The following is a 14685-nucleotide window of genomic DNA, read 5'->3' as shown; positions in this document are numbered from 1 at the left end:
TACTAACTGCGAAAAACCCTATCATTTCCCTGCTTCATTATGTCACTCTCAAGATCGAGCTGCTCAAGGTAGGCGATGATATATTTTCTACTTAAATTTAGCGCATCCTTGGCGTTTGTGACATTTACAAAGCCTTGATTTTTTATGATGGCTCGAAGCTTATCAAGGGCTAGTTTTAGCGAATTTCTAGTGATGAAAAGGTTATGCTCCAGCCTTATGACCCTGCCCATTGCGGTTAGCTTTTTAAGGGCATTGTCACCACTAACCCTATCGATCTCTAAATCATCATATATATTATATGGCGCCGTAGGAGCAAGCTTGCCACTTTCTAAAATTTCATAAATTTTCTCTTCAAGCCTTACTTTTAGCTTGCTAAGATCAACGCCTTTTTTGGTATAGACACCGCTATCTTTGGCGATTAAATTTGCACTTTCAAGCTCATCAAGCGCTTTTTGGGCTAAATTTTGGCTAGCCCAAGCAAGTTTTAGGCTGATACTTTGAGCTGAAAAGACAGCAAATTCGTTCTTTTCTATCATAAATTTAATGGCTGATTTTATCCGCTCAACCGCGCTTAGATCATAGATATTTAAAGCCTTTTCATCGACAAAGACGTTTGAGACTTTTTTAGCCACGGCTACGGCTTCTTCGTGATTTAGACCAAATCTTTGATAAGAAGAGATGATGCCAAAGCCATTTTTGTGAGCCTCTTTTAAGATAGAAAAAGCTTCAACAAAATCATGCTTTAAAAGCGAGGCTAAAAAGAGAATTTTGCCAGCCTTTTTTAGTGGCTCAAGCACAGGATTTAGCACCCTACCACCGCCTATCACGCGCGCATCTGAGATGAGAACAAAGGCCTCATCAAATTTCAAAAACATATCGCTTTGAAATTTAAATGTTACAAAGTAGCTATCATCTTTTTGGCTAAGTATTAGCACCTTTGCGGGCACGTTTTTAGCGCCCACGCAAAAAGTCACGCTTTGAGAGTGGATGAGATTTTTAGCAGTCACGACCGCATCAACCTCTCTAAATCCCCTAAAAAAGCCTTTTTTGCTAAGTAGCTGACCCTTTTTTAGCTCACTAAGCTCTATGCCAGTTAGATTAAGCGCCACGCGGCTGCTAACTCCGGCGCTATCAACGAATTTATCGTGGCTTTGCACGCTTCTTACTAGCACCTCTTTGCCAGCGTCGTAGTTAAAAAGCTTCTCGTTTTTACTAACGCTTCCCTCTATAACGGTGCCAGTTACGACATTTCCGATACCTTTTAGACTAAAAACCCTATCGATATAGTATCTAAAAACGCCATCCTCATCGCGCTTTTTGGCTCTTAGCGTAAAGAGATAATTTCTAAGCTCATCGATGCTTGCCTTATCCTTTATGCTAACGGCAAAAATTTCTAAAATTTGCAGGTTTTTAAATTTAGAAATTTCATCTCTTATCTCTTTTTTTCTTAAATTTATGGTGGCCTCATCAACCAAATCACACTTTGTAAGCGCAACGATTATAGATTTCACGCCAAGGAGATTTAAAATTTCAAGGTGCTCCAAGCTTTGAGGCATAAGCCCGTCATTTGCCGCCACCACAAACAAGCACGCGTCAAAGCCATACGCGCCACTTATCATCGTTTTTATGAGATTTTCATGCCCTGGCACGTCGATAAACGCGATATTTTCATCATTTTTGCTTAAATTTGAAAAGCTTAGATCGATCGTTATGCCACGCTTTTTCTCCTCTTCAAGATTGTCCCCCTCAAAGCCGTTTAGCTCCTTTATAAGCGCGGTTTTTCCGTGGTCGATATGCCCTGCTGTTCCTATTATTAAACTCATTTTTCTTCCGTTTCATTTATTATTTTTATTAGCGTCTCTACGTCCTCATCAAGAAGCGATCTAAGATCAAGCATAAATTTGTCATTTTCTATGCGTCCGATCACCTTTTTTTGCCTAAATTTTAGCTCGTTTAAATTTGCATCACCGCCAAATGCCAAAGCCACACTTGGGATCTTTTTATTTGGCATCGCACCGCCTCCTACAAAGGTAGAAGTTCGCACTATCTCAAGCGGAGTTTTTAAATTTTTATTTATAAAATTTGCCAAGCCTTCAAGCTCTTTTACGCTTTTGTGAAGCAGTTTTTTCGTTGTGATTAGCTCAAATTCTTTGTTTAGATAGGCTTTCATGCTCTCAGCCAAAAGCGAGATAATCACTTTATCGACACGAAGCATCCTTAAAAGCTGGTTTTTCCTAAGCTTTGCGATAAGCTCTTTTTTGCCGACAATTATGCCACACTGCACCGCGCCAAGCAGCTTATCGCCGCTAAAGCTAACTAGCGAAACATCTTTTAAATTTTTTAGATCTGGCTCGTTTTTGTCAAGATTAAATGGTAAATTTCCGTAAAATCCACTGCCAAGATCAAAATAATCTATCAAATTTTGTCTGCTTGCTAGCTCGCTAAGCTCATTTGCCGAGCTCTCTTCGCTAAAACCAACGATGTCAAAATTTGATCTATGAACCTTTACAAGCATCGCCGTCTCGTCACTTATCGCCTCTTCGTAGTCTCTTAGCCTAGTTTTGTTTGTCGTGCCGACCTCTTTTAAGATACAACCTGCATTTGCCATCACCTCAGGCACTCTAAAACTGCCGCCGATCTCGACTAGCTCGCCTCTGCTAACGACCACCTCCCTGCCCTTTGCAAAGGTGTTTAGCACCAAAAATACAGCGCTTGCGTTGTTATTTACAACGATGGCGTCTTCAAAGCCAAAAGCTCTTGCTATTAGCGAGCCAACGTAGTCGTATCTATTGCCGCGGCTGCCTGTTTTTAGGTTGTACTCTAAGTTTGAGTATCCTGTGATAACAGGCGTTGCCCGCTTTAAAATTTCTTTATCGATAACGCTTCTAGCGAGGTTTGTATGTATGGTCACGCCAGTTAAATTTAGCACTCTTTGAAGGCTTGCTTCATTAAATTTATAGTACTCATCTAGGATCAAATTTATTATCTCTTCGCCGCTAAAACTTGCATTTTCATTTAAAATTTTAGCTCTAACCTCATCTAAAATTTGCCTTGCAAGCATAGTGACTAAACTCGTATCAAGCCCTAAAAATGCTTCGTTTTTTATGATCTTATCAACTTGTGGGATATTTCTTAAATCGTTCAATTTGCGCTCCTAGTAAGTTAGTTTTACCAAGGCGTGATTTTAACATAAAAATATTATAAATTAAAACTTAGAGCAAAAAGGAGGATATAAATTTCAGAGTCTATTAATCCCATTAATATTAGAATAAGCCCGTTTTTGATAATAGGAGAAACAATGAAAGAATTTGGCTTTTATAACGATTTTGACGATGCTTTGATGCTAAATGAGCAGATAGAGATCAACAACGAAAATGGCGACTATCTAGTCTCAAACTCTCCAAAGCTAAAAGCAAACATCATCGCACCTGAGATAAATTTCTACCTTAAAAATACCACCGCAAGCGTCTTAGAAAAAGCCAAAAACACACTTTTACTCTACGAGGCAAGAGCGAGCGCCTTTGATATGGCAAAGGATGTGGATTATGAAAAAGAGGTCGGCAAAAATGTTGTCATAGTAAGCAACTCAGGCCGCGAAGAGCTAGCAAATTTACTAAAAGAAAATGGCTACAAAGTGATAGAGCTCACGCACTTTGAGGTTAAATTTATATATGGCGCAGCTGGCGAGCTAAGCGTTTTGGTGCTTAGAGCAAATGATGAATTTGAGGTTGATTGCGACTTTTTCTTAGTTGAAAACGCAAGGGACTATATGCTAAAGCAAAGCGGCTGCTACGAAATTTCAGGGCTAAAAGATGAAAAAGTGCTTGAAATTTTAAACGCAAAAAGCCCAAAATTTAGATACAAAAGCTTTACGCAGTACGACTCATCAATCTGCCAGTATCACGAGCGAAGGAGTGAAATTTGCGGTCGTTGCGCCGAGGTTTGCCCAACGGTTGCCATCCTAAAAGAGGACGAAACAAAGCACCTTGTCTTTTCAGCGATAGATTGCACAAACTGCGGAAACTGCATCAGCGTCTGCCCTAGCGGCTCGCTAGACTCAACGCTCATGCCACAAAGCTCGTTTGCCACTATCGCTAAGCTTTACAAAGATAAGATCGCTCTAATCGTATCTGAAGAGATAAATTTAGAAGAGCTTAACGTGAGCCTACCACAAAATGTCCTACCTTTTGTCATCCTAGCCCCACATCTGCTAAGCCAAACGCACTTTTTAACACTTCTTCAAGAAAGTGGCGCGAGTGTGATCTTATATAGCAAGAGCCTTGGCAAGGGCGAAAAGGACGCCATTAGCATAGTAAATCAAATTTATGAGCTTAAATTTAAAGAGAGTGCGATACACCACGCAAAAGACAAGGCTGAGCTTGAAATCGCGCTTAAAAAAGCAAAACTAATAGACGGCTCACAGCACTCAATCAACGAATACGCACTGCCAAAGAGAGAAATTTTTGCCAAAAGGCTTGAGTTTATCGTGGGTGAGAACGATCTTGGCGTGGTAAAAAGTGGCGAGATGATAAGATATGGCGAAGTCACGATAAACGCTGAAACTTGCACGCTCTGCCTTAGCTGCGTTGGAGCTTGTAACGTAAGCGCTTTGGTGGCTGATAAGAAGACAAATTCGATTTTATTTAACCCAAGCGTCTGCACCGCCTGTGGCTACTGCGAGCTAAGCTGCGCTGAGAAAAACACCATCTCGCTTGAGGTTGGCAAGCTAGCACTTAAGCCTGAGAGCTTCGTTTATAGCGAGCTTGCGCATGATGAGCTATTTGCCTGCGTGGAGTGCGGAAAAGAGTTTGCGACTAAAAAGGCGGTCGAGAAGATCGCAGCGATCATGCAGCCACGTTTTGGCAACGACAGAGCCAAGATAAAAGCTCTTTACTGCTGTGCCGACTGCAAGGCAAAGATCATGGTGCAAGCCCAGCTAAACGCGATGAGAGAGGATCTGCTAAATGGATAAGAACATCACAAAGGCAAGGGCATATTTTTACGAATTTTTAGCTTATCCGCTATTTTTTCACACGAGTGATGAGAAATTTGCAAGGTGGAGAGAGCAGCTAAGCTACCTAGCGCAAAATCCTTTGAGCGAGCAAAGCGCAGAGGCATTTGCAAATTTAGAAAAATTTAGCTTTAAAGAGCTTGTAAATGAACAAAACGAGGTTCTTTTTGGCTTTACAAATATCCCTTTAAGCGCCTCATTTTATGAAGAGGGCAGAGATAACGGCGCGGCTAGACTTAGGGTGATACACTGCCTAAACCTTAGCCCATATAGGCGTGATAAGGAGCTTTGCAAAGATAGCGAAGACTATGTTGGCTTTATATTTTTAGCGATGGCTACGTTTTTAAATGATGAATTTAACGGCGCAAAAAATATCAGCGACAAGCTTTTTAGCGAGACTTTAAATTTATTTGTTGATGAGTTTGGCTCGCTACTTTTAGCTCATAAAAATGCAAATTTCTTCCGCTCCTATGCGATCATCTTAAAAGACTTCATCGAGCTTGAAAGAGCCGTTTTAAGCGTAGAAGCGCCAGCCAAACCACAAGGCGATAGCGTCGCTATGGCAGCACTTAAAAAAGAGCCATTTCAAAGCAAGATGCCAACCATTAAAACCAAGCTTCACTGGGAGGAATTCTCTCCAGTCATCTCACACGAGTTTAAAGACTAGCTTAAATTTACTCTTAGCCTAGCTAGGAGTAAATTTAACATCCGCTTAAATCCCGCAACTATTCTTGATATTTTTTAACTATCTTAGCCTTTTAGTAGTAAATTTCTTTAAATTTTTACAAAGGACTTACAATGGTAATGACACACTACATGGAGCTTTTATCGCTCGATCAACCCTACAATCTAATCCTCTTCATGGTGATACCTGTGGGGCTTACGGAGCTTTTAGTGGCGATGGAGTTTCTCACTATGTATCACATGGATAGCGGCAAAAATGCTGGCTTTAAGGCTGTTGGCAAATTTGCTGGCATAGTGCTTGGGGTCTATTTTACAGCTCTTGTGATCTACTTTTTAGCAAAAATTTATCCAAGTATAAAATGGCGCGGATATGCCGATGTCATCGCTGTCTACTCATATCTCATCAGCGTCATACCACTTCTTGGCATCGCGCTTTTAGAGCTAAATTTGATCTACAAAAACGCAAGCGAAAAGGCAAAGCTAAAGCTTCACTTTTGCCTACTCATATTTGCCTTGATCGTCGCACACGTCGCTATGATATTTGGCATGGTTGATCCTACCATAACAGGCTATAAGGCTGAAAATGGCGCGATGGATATGCAGATGAATATGCCGATGAACATGCCAGCAGATATGCCAATGCATGATCACCACATGATGATGCAAAATATGAGTGAAGATAACTCAACTAATATGCACATGAACCACTAAATTTAAAAGTTTTTTAGCACCTGCTAAAAACTTTTGCTTTAAATTTCTAAATTTACTCTTTAGAGCTAGCTAGCAAGATCTCTCTAGGTCTTGCTTCAAGCTCTTTTATCTGCGTATCTTTGGGATTTATAGCGATCTTTTTAAATTTCTCCAGCCTGCTATCAAGCCCACCTTGACCGCTCACGCTTTTAACGACCTCATTGAAGTTATCATTTACCGATCTCACCGAGTTTCCAAGCCTATTTAGCTTCTCAGCGACGGTGCAAAATTTCTCATAAATTTCATTTGCACTCTTTAAGATCTCTTTTGCCTCTTTGTTGCCATGCTCCATGCGCCATAAATTTGCCACCACGCGAAGTAGCGGCATGAGCGTCGTGTGCGAGACTAGCACCACTTTTTTCTCATAGCCGTAGTTAAATAAATTTGGATCAAATTTCAAAGCCTCCAAAAATGCCGGCTCAACTGGCACAAACATCAGCACAAAATCAGGGCTTTTCACAAGCGATGAGTAGTCTTTTTTAGCTAGCTCGTCGATGTGCTTTTTGATTGAGGCGATATGCTCACTAAGGGCTAGTTTGCTCTGTGCCGGGTCAGCCGCAGCGACTGCTTTTTCATAGGCGTGGAGTGAGACTTTGCTGTCTATTATCATCTGTTTGTCGTCTGGGAAATTTATGACAAAGTCTGGTATGAGCTTCTTGCCGCTCACGTCAAAACTCTCTTGTGTTGCGTAGTGCGTGCCCTTTTCTAGCCCAGCAGCCTCCAGCGTGCGCTCAAGCTGCATTTCGCCCCAGTTACCAAGGACTTTGTTGCTGCCTTTTAGCGCCGTGCTTAGCGAGTTTGCCTCTTTTGACATATTTTTGCCAAGTTCGACTACCTCTTTTAGCTGCGCGCTAAGCTCGCCTGCGCTCTTTTGCGAGTCGCTGTGGGCGTCATTTACTCTCTTTTCAAAGCTTGTTATCTTCTCTCCAAGTGGCGTTAGCAAGAGCTCAAGCGACTCTTTGCTGTTTTTTGAGAAATTTGCACTTTTTTCTTCAAATATCTTATTTGCAAGGTTTGCAAACTCTAAATTTAGCTCGTTTTTCACCTTTTTTAAATTCTCTTCTTGCGATCTTAGGATGTTTTCTTTGGCCTCGATCTCGCTTTTTAGTGCGACGATAGCGCGTTTTAGCTCGTTTTCACTCTCGTTTGATCTTTTTAGCTCATCCTCTTTTGCATCAAGCTCGTTTTGTAAATTTAAAGATAGCGACTTTGCCATCTCAGCCATCTTTGTCTGGCTGCCAAGCTCCTCGTTTAGACGCCTTAGCTCGCGCTCTAGCTCGTCCTCTTTTTCATCTTTTTGTCTGAGTGAAATTTTATACTCGTCTAAATTTTTAGCTAGCTCATCTATCTTGTCACTATTTGCTTCAAGCTTTGCTCTTTGCTCGATATTTAGCCGCTCGCTATCTTTTAGCTCATCTTGTAAATTTTCTAAATTTTCTCTTTGCTTTGTCTTTTGTAAATTTGCATTTATCAAAAAAGCTGCCAACACCACGCAAACAAGCGCAAGAGCTGCCACTAAAATATATAAATTTTCTATCGTTAGCACTAAAATTTCCTTTTAAATTTTGGCTTTATTATAGGTGAAATAGCTTTAAATTTAAAGGGCATTTAAGCCCTTTTGATAGTTTATTTGTTTAGATAGGCAGCAAGCCAGCACAAAAATACAAAGACAAAGATGATGGCTGACATGATAAGTGGCGTCGTGGTCGTAAAGAGTGCTAGCATGGCTGATGAGACGATACCGCTTCCATATTGCAGTGAGCCAATGAGAGCATTTGCTCTGCCTTTCATCTCTTGAGGGACTTGATTAAGAGCGGCTGCGTTTGAACAAGAGGCGATGATACCGTTCATACTAAAGACGAAAAACATAGGTATGATAACGCCCCAAACTCCGGCGATACCAAAAAATGTAAGCGCTAAAAGCAAAGCCGCAGCGACAAAAGCAACTGTGCTTGAGGTGATGAGAAGCGAATTTAGGCTAAATTTATTAACCAAGCTCTTGTTTAAAAAACTAAGCGCCGCCACACCAAGTATATTTACGCCAAACAAAAATCCATAGTACTTGCTCGGTATGCCAAAATAGTCTAAATAAACAAATGACGATCCCGTGATAAAGGCGTATGCTGCGATGTAAAAGAAGGTCACGCTTAGAGTGTATTTCATAAATTTAGCATCTTTTATAAGCACAAAATAGCTCTTAAACGAGTTTATCATCGGCTCTTTTGAGCGCTTCTGCTGTGGCAACGTCTCTGGCAAGAAGAAGATAAGGATAAACAAAAAAGCACTTGCAGCTGCCATTAGCCAAAATATCCAGTGCCAAGTGCCAATCTCTAGTAATGCACCACCAAGCAGCGGTCCTATGATAGGAGCTGCAGCCATGATGATGACTAAGTTTGAAAGCATCTTTGCAGCTTCGCTATTTTCAAAAACATCGCTGATCATCGCACGGCTAAGTATAGGTCCCACGCACGCGCCTGTGGCTTGAAAGATACGCCAAATTATCACTTCGCTCATGCTTTGTGACATGGCACATCCGATGGAGCCAACGACAAAGAGCGCCATACCGATAAATAGCGGGAGTTTTCGCCCTATCCTGTCGCTAATAGGCCCCCAAACGAGCTGTGCGATGGCAAAACCGATCAAAAAGCCAGTGATCGTTAGCTCCGCATCGCCATGAAGCTGTCGCTCCATCGTAGGCATGGCAGGTAGATAGACGTCCGTTGATAGCGAGGGCAGGCCATTAGACCGCTTAGGATGACTAAAAACCAGATAGATGTTTTTGTTGATTGCAAGATTTCCCCTTTTTAGCTGCGATTAAGATTTCGTAGATATAGCATAAATTTACAAATTGGCAGCAACAAGCACCTAAAACTAGCTTTGGTGTAAATTTAGAAAATTTCTTTGATGGAGTGAGGTAAATTTATCAAGGTTTTGTTTGGCGAAGAGGTTTAAATTTAAAGGCAAAAATTAGGCGAAGTGACTTTTATCTAGACAAGGCGGTTTTAAATTTTTGAGGCAAGGGCTGTCAATCTAGTAATGACCAAACAAAATAAAAATTTAATAGAACTCAGGCGAAGTGTTTTTCACTTAGACAAGGCAAAATTCGATTTTTAAGCGGAGCGTGTTATTAAAATTTAAATGCCACAAAGTCTCTGATGAAGTATCGTGAGATGGATTTAAATGTTTTCTACTTCGCTTCACTCGTAACTAAACAGAAGAAGTAAATTTCGCTTTAAGGCTAGACAAATAGTCTTTCAAGGTATTAAATTTAATAAATTCAGGTGCAGGATTTTTCGCTTAGACGAGGCGGTTTTAAATTTTGTGACGGGAGTTACCGAGTAGGTAATGACCGAGCAAAATAAAATTTGATAAAAACTCAGGCGAAGTATCGTGAGATGGATTTTGGGGTTGCAAAGAAATTTTCATCCCGAGACTAGACATATAGTCTGTCGAAGGGTGAAAATTTCAAGCTCCGCAAAAGACACTCACGAGACAAGTCTAAAAATTTAAACTTCGTATCTTTCACCTGGCTTCATTTCGATTACCTCCCACGGCAACCCCTGCTTATTTAGCTCGTCCATGAAAGGTTTTGCGTCGAAATTCTCCATGTTAAAGACGCCTTTGCCGCTCCAGATGCCTTTTGCGACCATCATCGAGCCGATCATCGCTGGCACGCCTGTGGTGTAGCTAACAGCCTGTGCGCCTGTCTCGGCGTAGCAAGCTTCGTGGTCGCAGACGTTGTAGATATAGACTTGGCGCTCTTTGCCATCTTTTAGCCCACGTATCACGCAGCCGATGTTTGTTTTGCCTTTTGTGCGAGGGCCAAGGCTTGCAGGGTCAGGTAGAAGCGTCTTTAAAAACTGGATCGGCACTATTTTCATGCCGTTATGCTCGACCTCGTCTATGCGTAGCATTCCCACGTTTTCTAGGCACTTCATGTGGGTTAGGTAGCTTTGTCCAAAGGTCATGAAAAAGCGAATTCTCTTTAGTCCTTTGATGTTTTTAACTAGGCTTTCTAGCTCCTCGTGATAGAGCAGATAGCTATCTTTGACACCAACTTTTGGGTAGTCCCACTTAAACATGATCTGCATCGGCTTTGTCTCGATCCATTTGCCAGCCTCCCAGTAGCGGCCATTTGCGCTAACTTCGCGTAAATTTATCTCTGGGTTGAAATTTGTCGCAAATGGATAGCCGTGATCGCCAGCGTTGCAGTCTAGGATGTCGATCTCGTGGATCTCGTCAAATAAATTTTGCTGTGCATAGGCGCAAAATACGTTTGTCACTCCTGGGTCAAAGCCAGAGCCAAGAAGCGCCATGGTGCCAGCGTTTTTGAAGTCACCATCCTTCGCCCACTGAAGCTTGTACTCAAATTTTGCGGTGTCTGGGTGCTCGTAGTTTGCAGTGTCGATGTAAGGTATGCCAGCCTTTACGCAAGCGTCCATGAGAGTTAGGTCTTGATACGGCAGCGCGACGTTTAAAAGCAGATCAGCCTTTGTTTGTTTGATGAGCTCCACAACAGCCGCCGTGTCGTCAGCGTCGATCTGCGCGGTATTTATCTGCACGCCAAGGCGATCTTTTATAAATTTAGCGATCGCGTCGCACTTGCTTTTTGTGCGGCTTGCTAGGGTGATATTTGTAAAAACGTCCGAGTTCATCGCACATTTTACGGTTGCGACTTGGCTCACGCCACCTGCTCCGATGATTAAGATATTTGACATTTTTGGCTCCTTAAAATTTTAGTGATTTTAGCAAAGTTAATATAAATTTCTAGCTTCAAAAGGTAAAATGAGCCAAATTTTAAAGATAAAAAGATGAAGAAAATTTTGCCATTTTTAGCGCCTATTTGCCTCTTTGCAAGTAGCTGCGACGAGCTGGTGCAAGAGAGCGTAAATGAGTTTTATAAAAGTGATAGAAATTTGGAGAGAGCTATAAATTTAGCCGAGCAAGCAAGCGAGGCATGCCTAAAGGCTGGCGATGCCAAGCAGGCGATCACTTCGCTCATAAATGGCGCCAGCATCTGCATGGTAAATAAAGAGCCACAAAAGGCACTTGAGCTCTCACAAAGAGCGCTTGAGCTCGCGGCAAACGTTAGCGACAAGCTGCTACTAGCTCGCTCTTATCATAGCTTGGGTGCGGCACAAAAAGCGCTAGGCAAATATGACGATGCGCTTGCTAATTTTCAAGAAGCTCTAAAAATTTATGACGTCACGCCAAATGCTCCGATACACGACGAACTCGTCTGCATAAAAGGCATCGCAAATGCCTACTACATGAAAAACGACTTTGACAAAGCCTACGAAAACCACCTTTTAGCGCTAAATTTACTTAATATCACGCCAGATCTAAGTGGCAACGAGCTCGTCCGCTCGGAGCTTTTAGTAGAGCTTGCTAACGACCTAGTAAAGCTTAATAAAAATGACGAAGCTGCCAAAAACTACAAAGAAGTACTTGAAATTTTAAAAGGGAAGGAGCAAAACCCTCGTGCGCTGGATCTTTTGGAGCGAGCCAGCAAAGGACTAAAGGAGCTTAACTAAAGTTTTTCTTTAGACTTTTTAGCACGAAATTTGCAAGCTCTAGCCCCTTTGAGCGGTGAGAAATTTTAAGCTTTGTCTCGTTATCTAGCTCGCCAAGCGTCTTTGTAAAGCCATCTGGGATAAAGAGTGCATCGTAGCCAAAGCCGTTTGTGCCGCGCTCCTCGTCTATCGCTTCACCATACATAAAGCCATGCGTCGCGTAGTCGCCAAATTTCGAGCTAATAGCGATGCAGGCGGTGTAGTGAGCTGGCGAGCTCTTTAAATTTAGCGCCTTTAGCTTACTAATTAGCTTTGCTCTATTGTTTGCGTCATTTGCGTTTTTGCCGCACACTTTGCCATTTTCATCAAGGTCAAAGTAGCGCGCTGAGTAAATCCCTGGCTCGCCACCAAGCGCGTCCACGCTAATGCCACTATCATCGCTAAGTGAGACAAATTCGTCCTCAAGCCCAAGCTCTTTAAGCTTTGTAAAGACAGCTTTTGACTTTATGAGCGCGTTTTCTTGAAAGCTTCTGCCATCCTCAACGATCTCAAATGGCTTTACAACCTCGCTTAGCGCATAAATTTCATAGCCTTTTAAAAACTCTTTTATCTCTTTTACTTTGTCTAAATTTGATGTCGCAAGCACGATTTTCATCGCAAAACTCCTTGATTTTTGGGCGTATTTTACAAAAAAGTAGATTAAATTTTTAAATTTAAATTAGTGTTAAAATGATAAACTTAGTCCTTTTAAAAATAAGGGAAAATTTATGTTAAAAAGCGTTTTGCCACTATCTTTTATCGTAGCTAGCAGATTTTTTGGACTTTTCATAGTCCTACCGGTACTTAGCCTTTATGCCCTAAATTTAGAGGGCGCAAACGAATTTTTAGTAGGGCTAATAGTAGGCGTCTATGCGATCTCACAGATGATATTTCAAGTGCCTTTTGGCGCTCTCTCAGATAAGATCGGCCGCAAAAAAGCGCTAACCATCGGTCTTTTGATCTTTGTGGCTGGCTCTATCGTCTGCGCGCTGGCAAGTGAAATTTACACGATGCTTTTTGGTAGATTTTTACAAGGTGTGGGAGCCGTGGGAGCCGTGGCAACAGCGATGATAAGTGACTTTGTGGCTGAGGAAAACCGCTCAAAAGCTATGGCGATAATGGGCGCTTTTATAGGGCTTAGCTTCACGCTTTCGATGGTGCTTGGACCGCTTCTTGCCAAGGACTACGGGCTTTCAAGCCTCTTTTATCTAAGCGCCGCTCTTAGCTTGCTTTGCGTCGTGCTACTCTACACCGTCGTGCCAAAAGAGATAAAAGTGAGCGCAAAGGCCGAAAAGGTGCCATTTGGCAAGCTATTTTTGCAAAAAGACTACATGATCATAAATTTCACCTCTTTCATGCAAAAGATGCTCACAAGCATCGCATTTTTGGTGATCCCTATCGTTTTGGTAAGAGATTATGGATACGAAAGCAGCGAGCTTTACAAGGTCTATACGCTTGGCGCTGTGCTTGGCTTTTTGGCTATGGGGCTAGCTGGCGCTTTGGGCGATGGCAAGGGGCTTAGCAAGGTCATCTTGATAGCTGGCACATTGCTTTTTGCCCTAACCTACGCCATTTTTGCCTTTAGTTTTACGAAATTTCTCTTTGTGCTTGGCATCGCGATATTTTTTATAGGTTTTAACCTTCACGAGCCAATCATGCAATCAACCGCGACAAAATTTGTAAAATCCTCACAAAAAGGCACCGCTCTTGGCATCTTTAACTCATTTGGCTACTTTGGCAGCTTCGTTGGGGGCGCGTTTGGCGGATATATAATGCACGCTTTTAGTTTTAAAGTGCTTGCCATCGTCTGCGTGGTACTTTGCATGATCTGGCTTGTTTTGCTATTTAGCCTGAGCGATCCAAGAATTTTTAAAAATATCTACTTAAGCCCAGAAGCGAGCTTAAATTTAGAGCTACTAAATAGCCAAAAAGGTGTGGTGGATTATTACAAAAACGAGAAAAATCAAGTGATCAAATTTGACTCTCGCTTAACAAGCGAGGCGGCCTTAAAAGAGAGCTTGAAGTTTTGATCTACGACGTCATCATCGTTGGTGCTGGCGCTAGCGGGCTCTTTTTAGGAGCAAATTTAAGGGGCAAAAAGGTTGCCATTTTAGAAAAAAACAGCAGTGCTGGCAAAAAGATCTTAGCAAGCGGTGGCGGCAGATGCAACATCACAAACCGCTTTGTAAGCGCCAAAAACTACCTTGGCGAGCAAAAATTTATAGAGCAAATTTTAAAAATACTAAGCCCTGATCAGGTTTTGAAATTTTTTAGTGAGATTAAATTTAGCGAGCAAAAACAAAATCATTTTTTTTGTGATAGCGGTGCAAAGAGCGTTTTGAGCCTGCTTTTAAAAAGGCAAAATGCAGATATTTTTTATAACAAAGAGGTTATCGGCGCCAAAAAAGTAGATGAAATTTTTGAAATTTTTACAAAAGATGAGAAATTTAGAGCTAGAAATTTAGTCATCGCAAGTGGCGGACTAAGCTACAAAGCCCTTGGCACAAGCGATGTTGGCTATAAAATAGCTAGCGAATTTGGCCTTGAGCTCTCAATGCCTGCCCCTGCTCTTGTTGGCTTTAGCGTGCAAAAAGATGAGTTTTGGTTTAAAGAGCTTAGTGGCGTTAGTCTAAGTGCGGATGTAGTGATAAATACCAAAAATGAGAGCCATAAATTTAGCGGCGATCT

12 protein-coding genes are annotated in these 14685 nt (G+C 41.8%); 6 read left to right on the top strand and 6 right to left on the bottom strand.

Going from position 1 to position 14685, the window contains the following annotated elements; all coding sequences use genetic code 11:
* Nucleotides 1-2 precede the first annotated feature (2 nt).
* Nucleotides 3-1823 carry a selenocysteine-specific translation elongation factor gene (selB, locus tag G6W41_RS08560; RefSeq protein ID WP_103649733.1) on the bottom strand — a complete coding sequence of 607 codons (1821 nt, stop codon included), beginning with the start codon at nucleotides 1821-1823 and terminating at the stop codon, nucleotides 3-5.
* Nucleotides 1820-3145, bottom strand: coding sequence for an L-seryl-tRNA(Sec) selenium transferase (gene selA, locus G6W41_RS08555; RefSeq protein WP_194171241.1), 1326 nt, complete (start codon nucleotides 3143-3145; stop codon nucleotides 1820-1822). Before selA ends, selB begins: the two co-directional genes overlap by 4 nt.
* A gap of 153 nt (nucleotides 3146-3298) precedes the next feature.
* On the opposite strand from selA, the gene G6W41_RS08550 reads away from it, so the two are divergent.
* From G6W41_RS08550 to G6W41_RS08540, 3 genes are all read left to right on the top strand, one after another.
* Nucleotides 3299-4972: a 4Fe-4S dicluster domain-containing protein gene (locus G6W41_RS08550; RefSeq protein ID WP_194171240.1), complete on the top strand. Its 1674-nt coding sequence runs from the start codon at nucleotides 3299-3301 to the stop codon at nucleotides 4970-4972.
* Nucleotides 4965-5678 carry a TorD/DmsD family molecular chaperone gene (locus tag G6W41_RS08545; protein ID WP_194171239.1) on the top strand — a complete coding sequence of 238 codons (714 nt, stop codon included), beginning with the start codon at nucleotides 4965-4967 and terminating at the stop codon, nucleotides 5676-5678. Before G6W41_RS08550 ends, G6W41_RS08545 begins: the two co-directional genes overlap by 8 nt.
* Before the next feature lie 131 nt (nucleotides 5679-5809).
* On the top strand, nucleotides 5810-6406 hold the full coding sequence (locus G6W41_RS08540; RefSeq protein ID WP_194171238.1) for a DUF6803 family protein: 597 nt from the start codon (nucleotides 5810-5812) through the stop codon (nucleotides 6404-6406).
* Between the two features lie 52 nt (nucleotides 6407-6458).
* Here G6W41_RS08540 and rmuC read toward each other — a convergent pair whose 3' ends face one another.
* The 3 genes from rmuC to G6W41_RS08525 form a co-directional block, all read right to left on the bottom strand.
* A complete protein-coding gene (gene rmuC / locus G6W41_RS08535) occupies nucleotides 6459-7991 on the bottom strand; it encodes a DNA recombination protein RmuC (RefSeq protein WP_194171237.1) in 1533 nt (510 codons plus the stop codon).
* An 80-nt stretch (nucleotides 7992-8071) separates the two neighbouring features.
* Nucleotides 8072-9136 (bottom strand): multidrug effflux MFS transporter, encoded by a 1065-nt coding sequence (locus tag G6W41_RS08530; protein WP_242039945.1) that lies wholly within the window; start codon nucleotides 9134-9136, stop codon nucleotides 8072-8074.
* 815 nt (nucleotides 9137-9951) lie between these two features.
* Complete coding sequence (locus tag G6W41_RS08525) at nucleotides 9952-11163, bottom strand: saccharopine dehydrogenase family protein (protein ID WP_194171236.1); 1212 nt, start codon at nucleotides 11161-11163, stop codon at nucleotides 9952-9954.
* 93 nt (nucleotides 11164-11256) lie between these two features.
* Here G6W41_RS08525 and G6W41_RS08520 point away from each other — a divergent pair, with 93 nt between their 5' ends.
* Nucleotides 11257-11979 carry a tetratricopeptide repeat protein gene (locus tag G6W41_RS08520; RefSeq protein ID WP_194171235.1) on the top strand — a complete coding sequence of 241 codons (723 nt, stop codon included), beginning with the start codon at nucleotides 11257-11259 and terminating at the stop codon, nucleotides 11977-11979.
* Here G6W41_RS08520 and G6W41_RS08515 read toward each other — a convergent pair.
* Nucleotides 11972-12613, bottom strand: a complete 642-nt coding sequence (locus G6W41_RS08515) for a non-canonical purine NTP pyrophosphatase (protein ID WP_194171234.1) — start codon at nucleotides 12611-12613, stop codon at nucleotides 11972-11974. The genes G6W41_RS08520 and G6W41_RS08515 overlap by 8 nt on opposite strands.
* A gap of 112 nt (nucleotides 12614-12725) precedes the next feature.
* Here G6W41_RS08515 and G6W41_RS08510 point away from each other — a divergent pair, with 112 nt between their 5' ends.
* Together G6W41_RS08510 and G6W41_RS08505 are read left to right on the top strand one after the other, a co-directional pair.
* Nucleotides 12726-14027 (top strand): MFS transporter, encoded by a 1302-nt coding sequence (locus G6W41_RS08510; RefSeq protein ID WP_194171233.1) that lies wholly within the window; start codon nucleotides 12726-12728, stop codon nucleotides 14025-14027.
* The coding region (locus tag G6W41_RS08505) for an NAD(P)/FAD-dependent oxidoreductase (protein WP_194171232.1) at nucleotides 14024-14685 on the top strand (662 nt) is incomplete at its 3' end. The genes G6W41_RS08510 and G6W41_RS08505, both read left to right, overlap by 4 nt.

This window comes from Campylobacter concisus (genome assembly GCF_015230035.1).
Classification (GTDB): Bacteria; Campylobacterota; Campylobacteria; order Campylobacterales; family Campylobacteraceae; genus Campylobacter_A; species Campylobacter_A concisus_BK.
The sequence above is the reverse complement of the archived record's forward strand: the minus strand, read 5'-3'. Positions and strand labels throughout refer to the sequence as shown.

Coding starts and splice junctions, on each gene's coding strand:
- selB (WP_103649733.1), bottom strand. CDS start 1,823: ATGAGTTTAATAATAGGAACAGCAGGGCATATCGACCACGGAAAAACC.
- G6W41_RS08545 (WP_194171239.1), top strand. CDS start 4,965: ATGGATAAGAACATCACAAAGGCAAGGGCATATTTTTACGAATTTTTA.
- G6W41_RS08515 (WP_194171234.1), bottom strand. CDS start 12,613: ATGAAAATCGTGCTTGCGACATCAAATTTAGACAAAGTAAAAGAGATA.
- G6W41_RS08540 (WP_194171238.1), top strand. CDS start 5,810: ATGGTAATGACACACTACATGGAGCTTTTATCGCTCGATCAACCCTAC.
- G6W41_RS08525 (WP_194171236.1), bottom strand. CDS start 11,163: ATGTCAAATATCTTAATCATCGGAGCAGGTGGCGTGAGCCAAGTCGCA.
- G6W41_RS08510 (WP_194171233.1), top strand. CDS start 12,726: ATGTTAAAAAGCGTTTTGCCACTATCTTTTATCGTAGCTAGCAGATTT.
- G6W41_RS08520 (WP_194171235.1), top strand. CDS start 11,257: ATGAAGAAAATTTTGCCATTTTTAGCGCCTATTTGCCTCTTTGCAAGT.
- G6W41_RS08530 (WP_242039945.1), bottom strand. CDS start 9,136: ATGGAGCGACAGCTTCATGGCGATGCGGAGCTAACGATCACTGGCTTT.
- G6W41_RS08550 (WP_194171240.1), top strand. CDS start 3,299: ATGAAAGAATTTGGCTTTTATAACGATTTTGACGATGCTTTGATGCTA.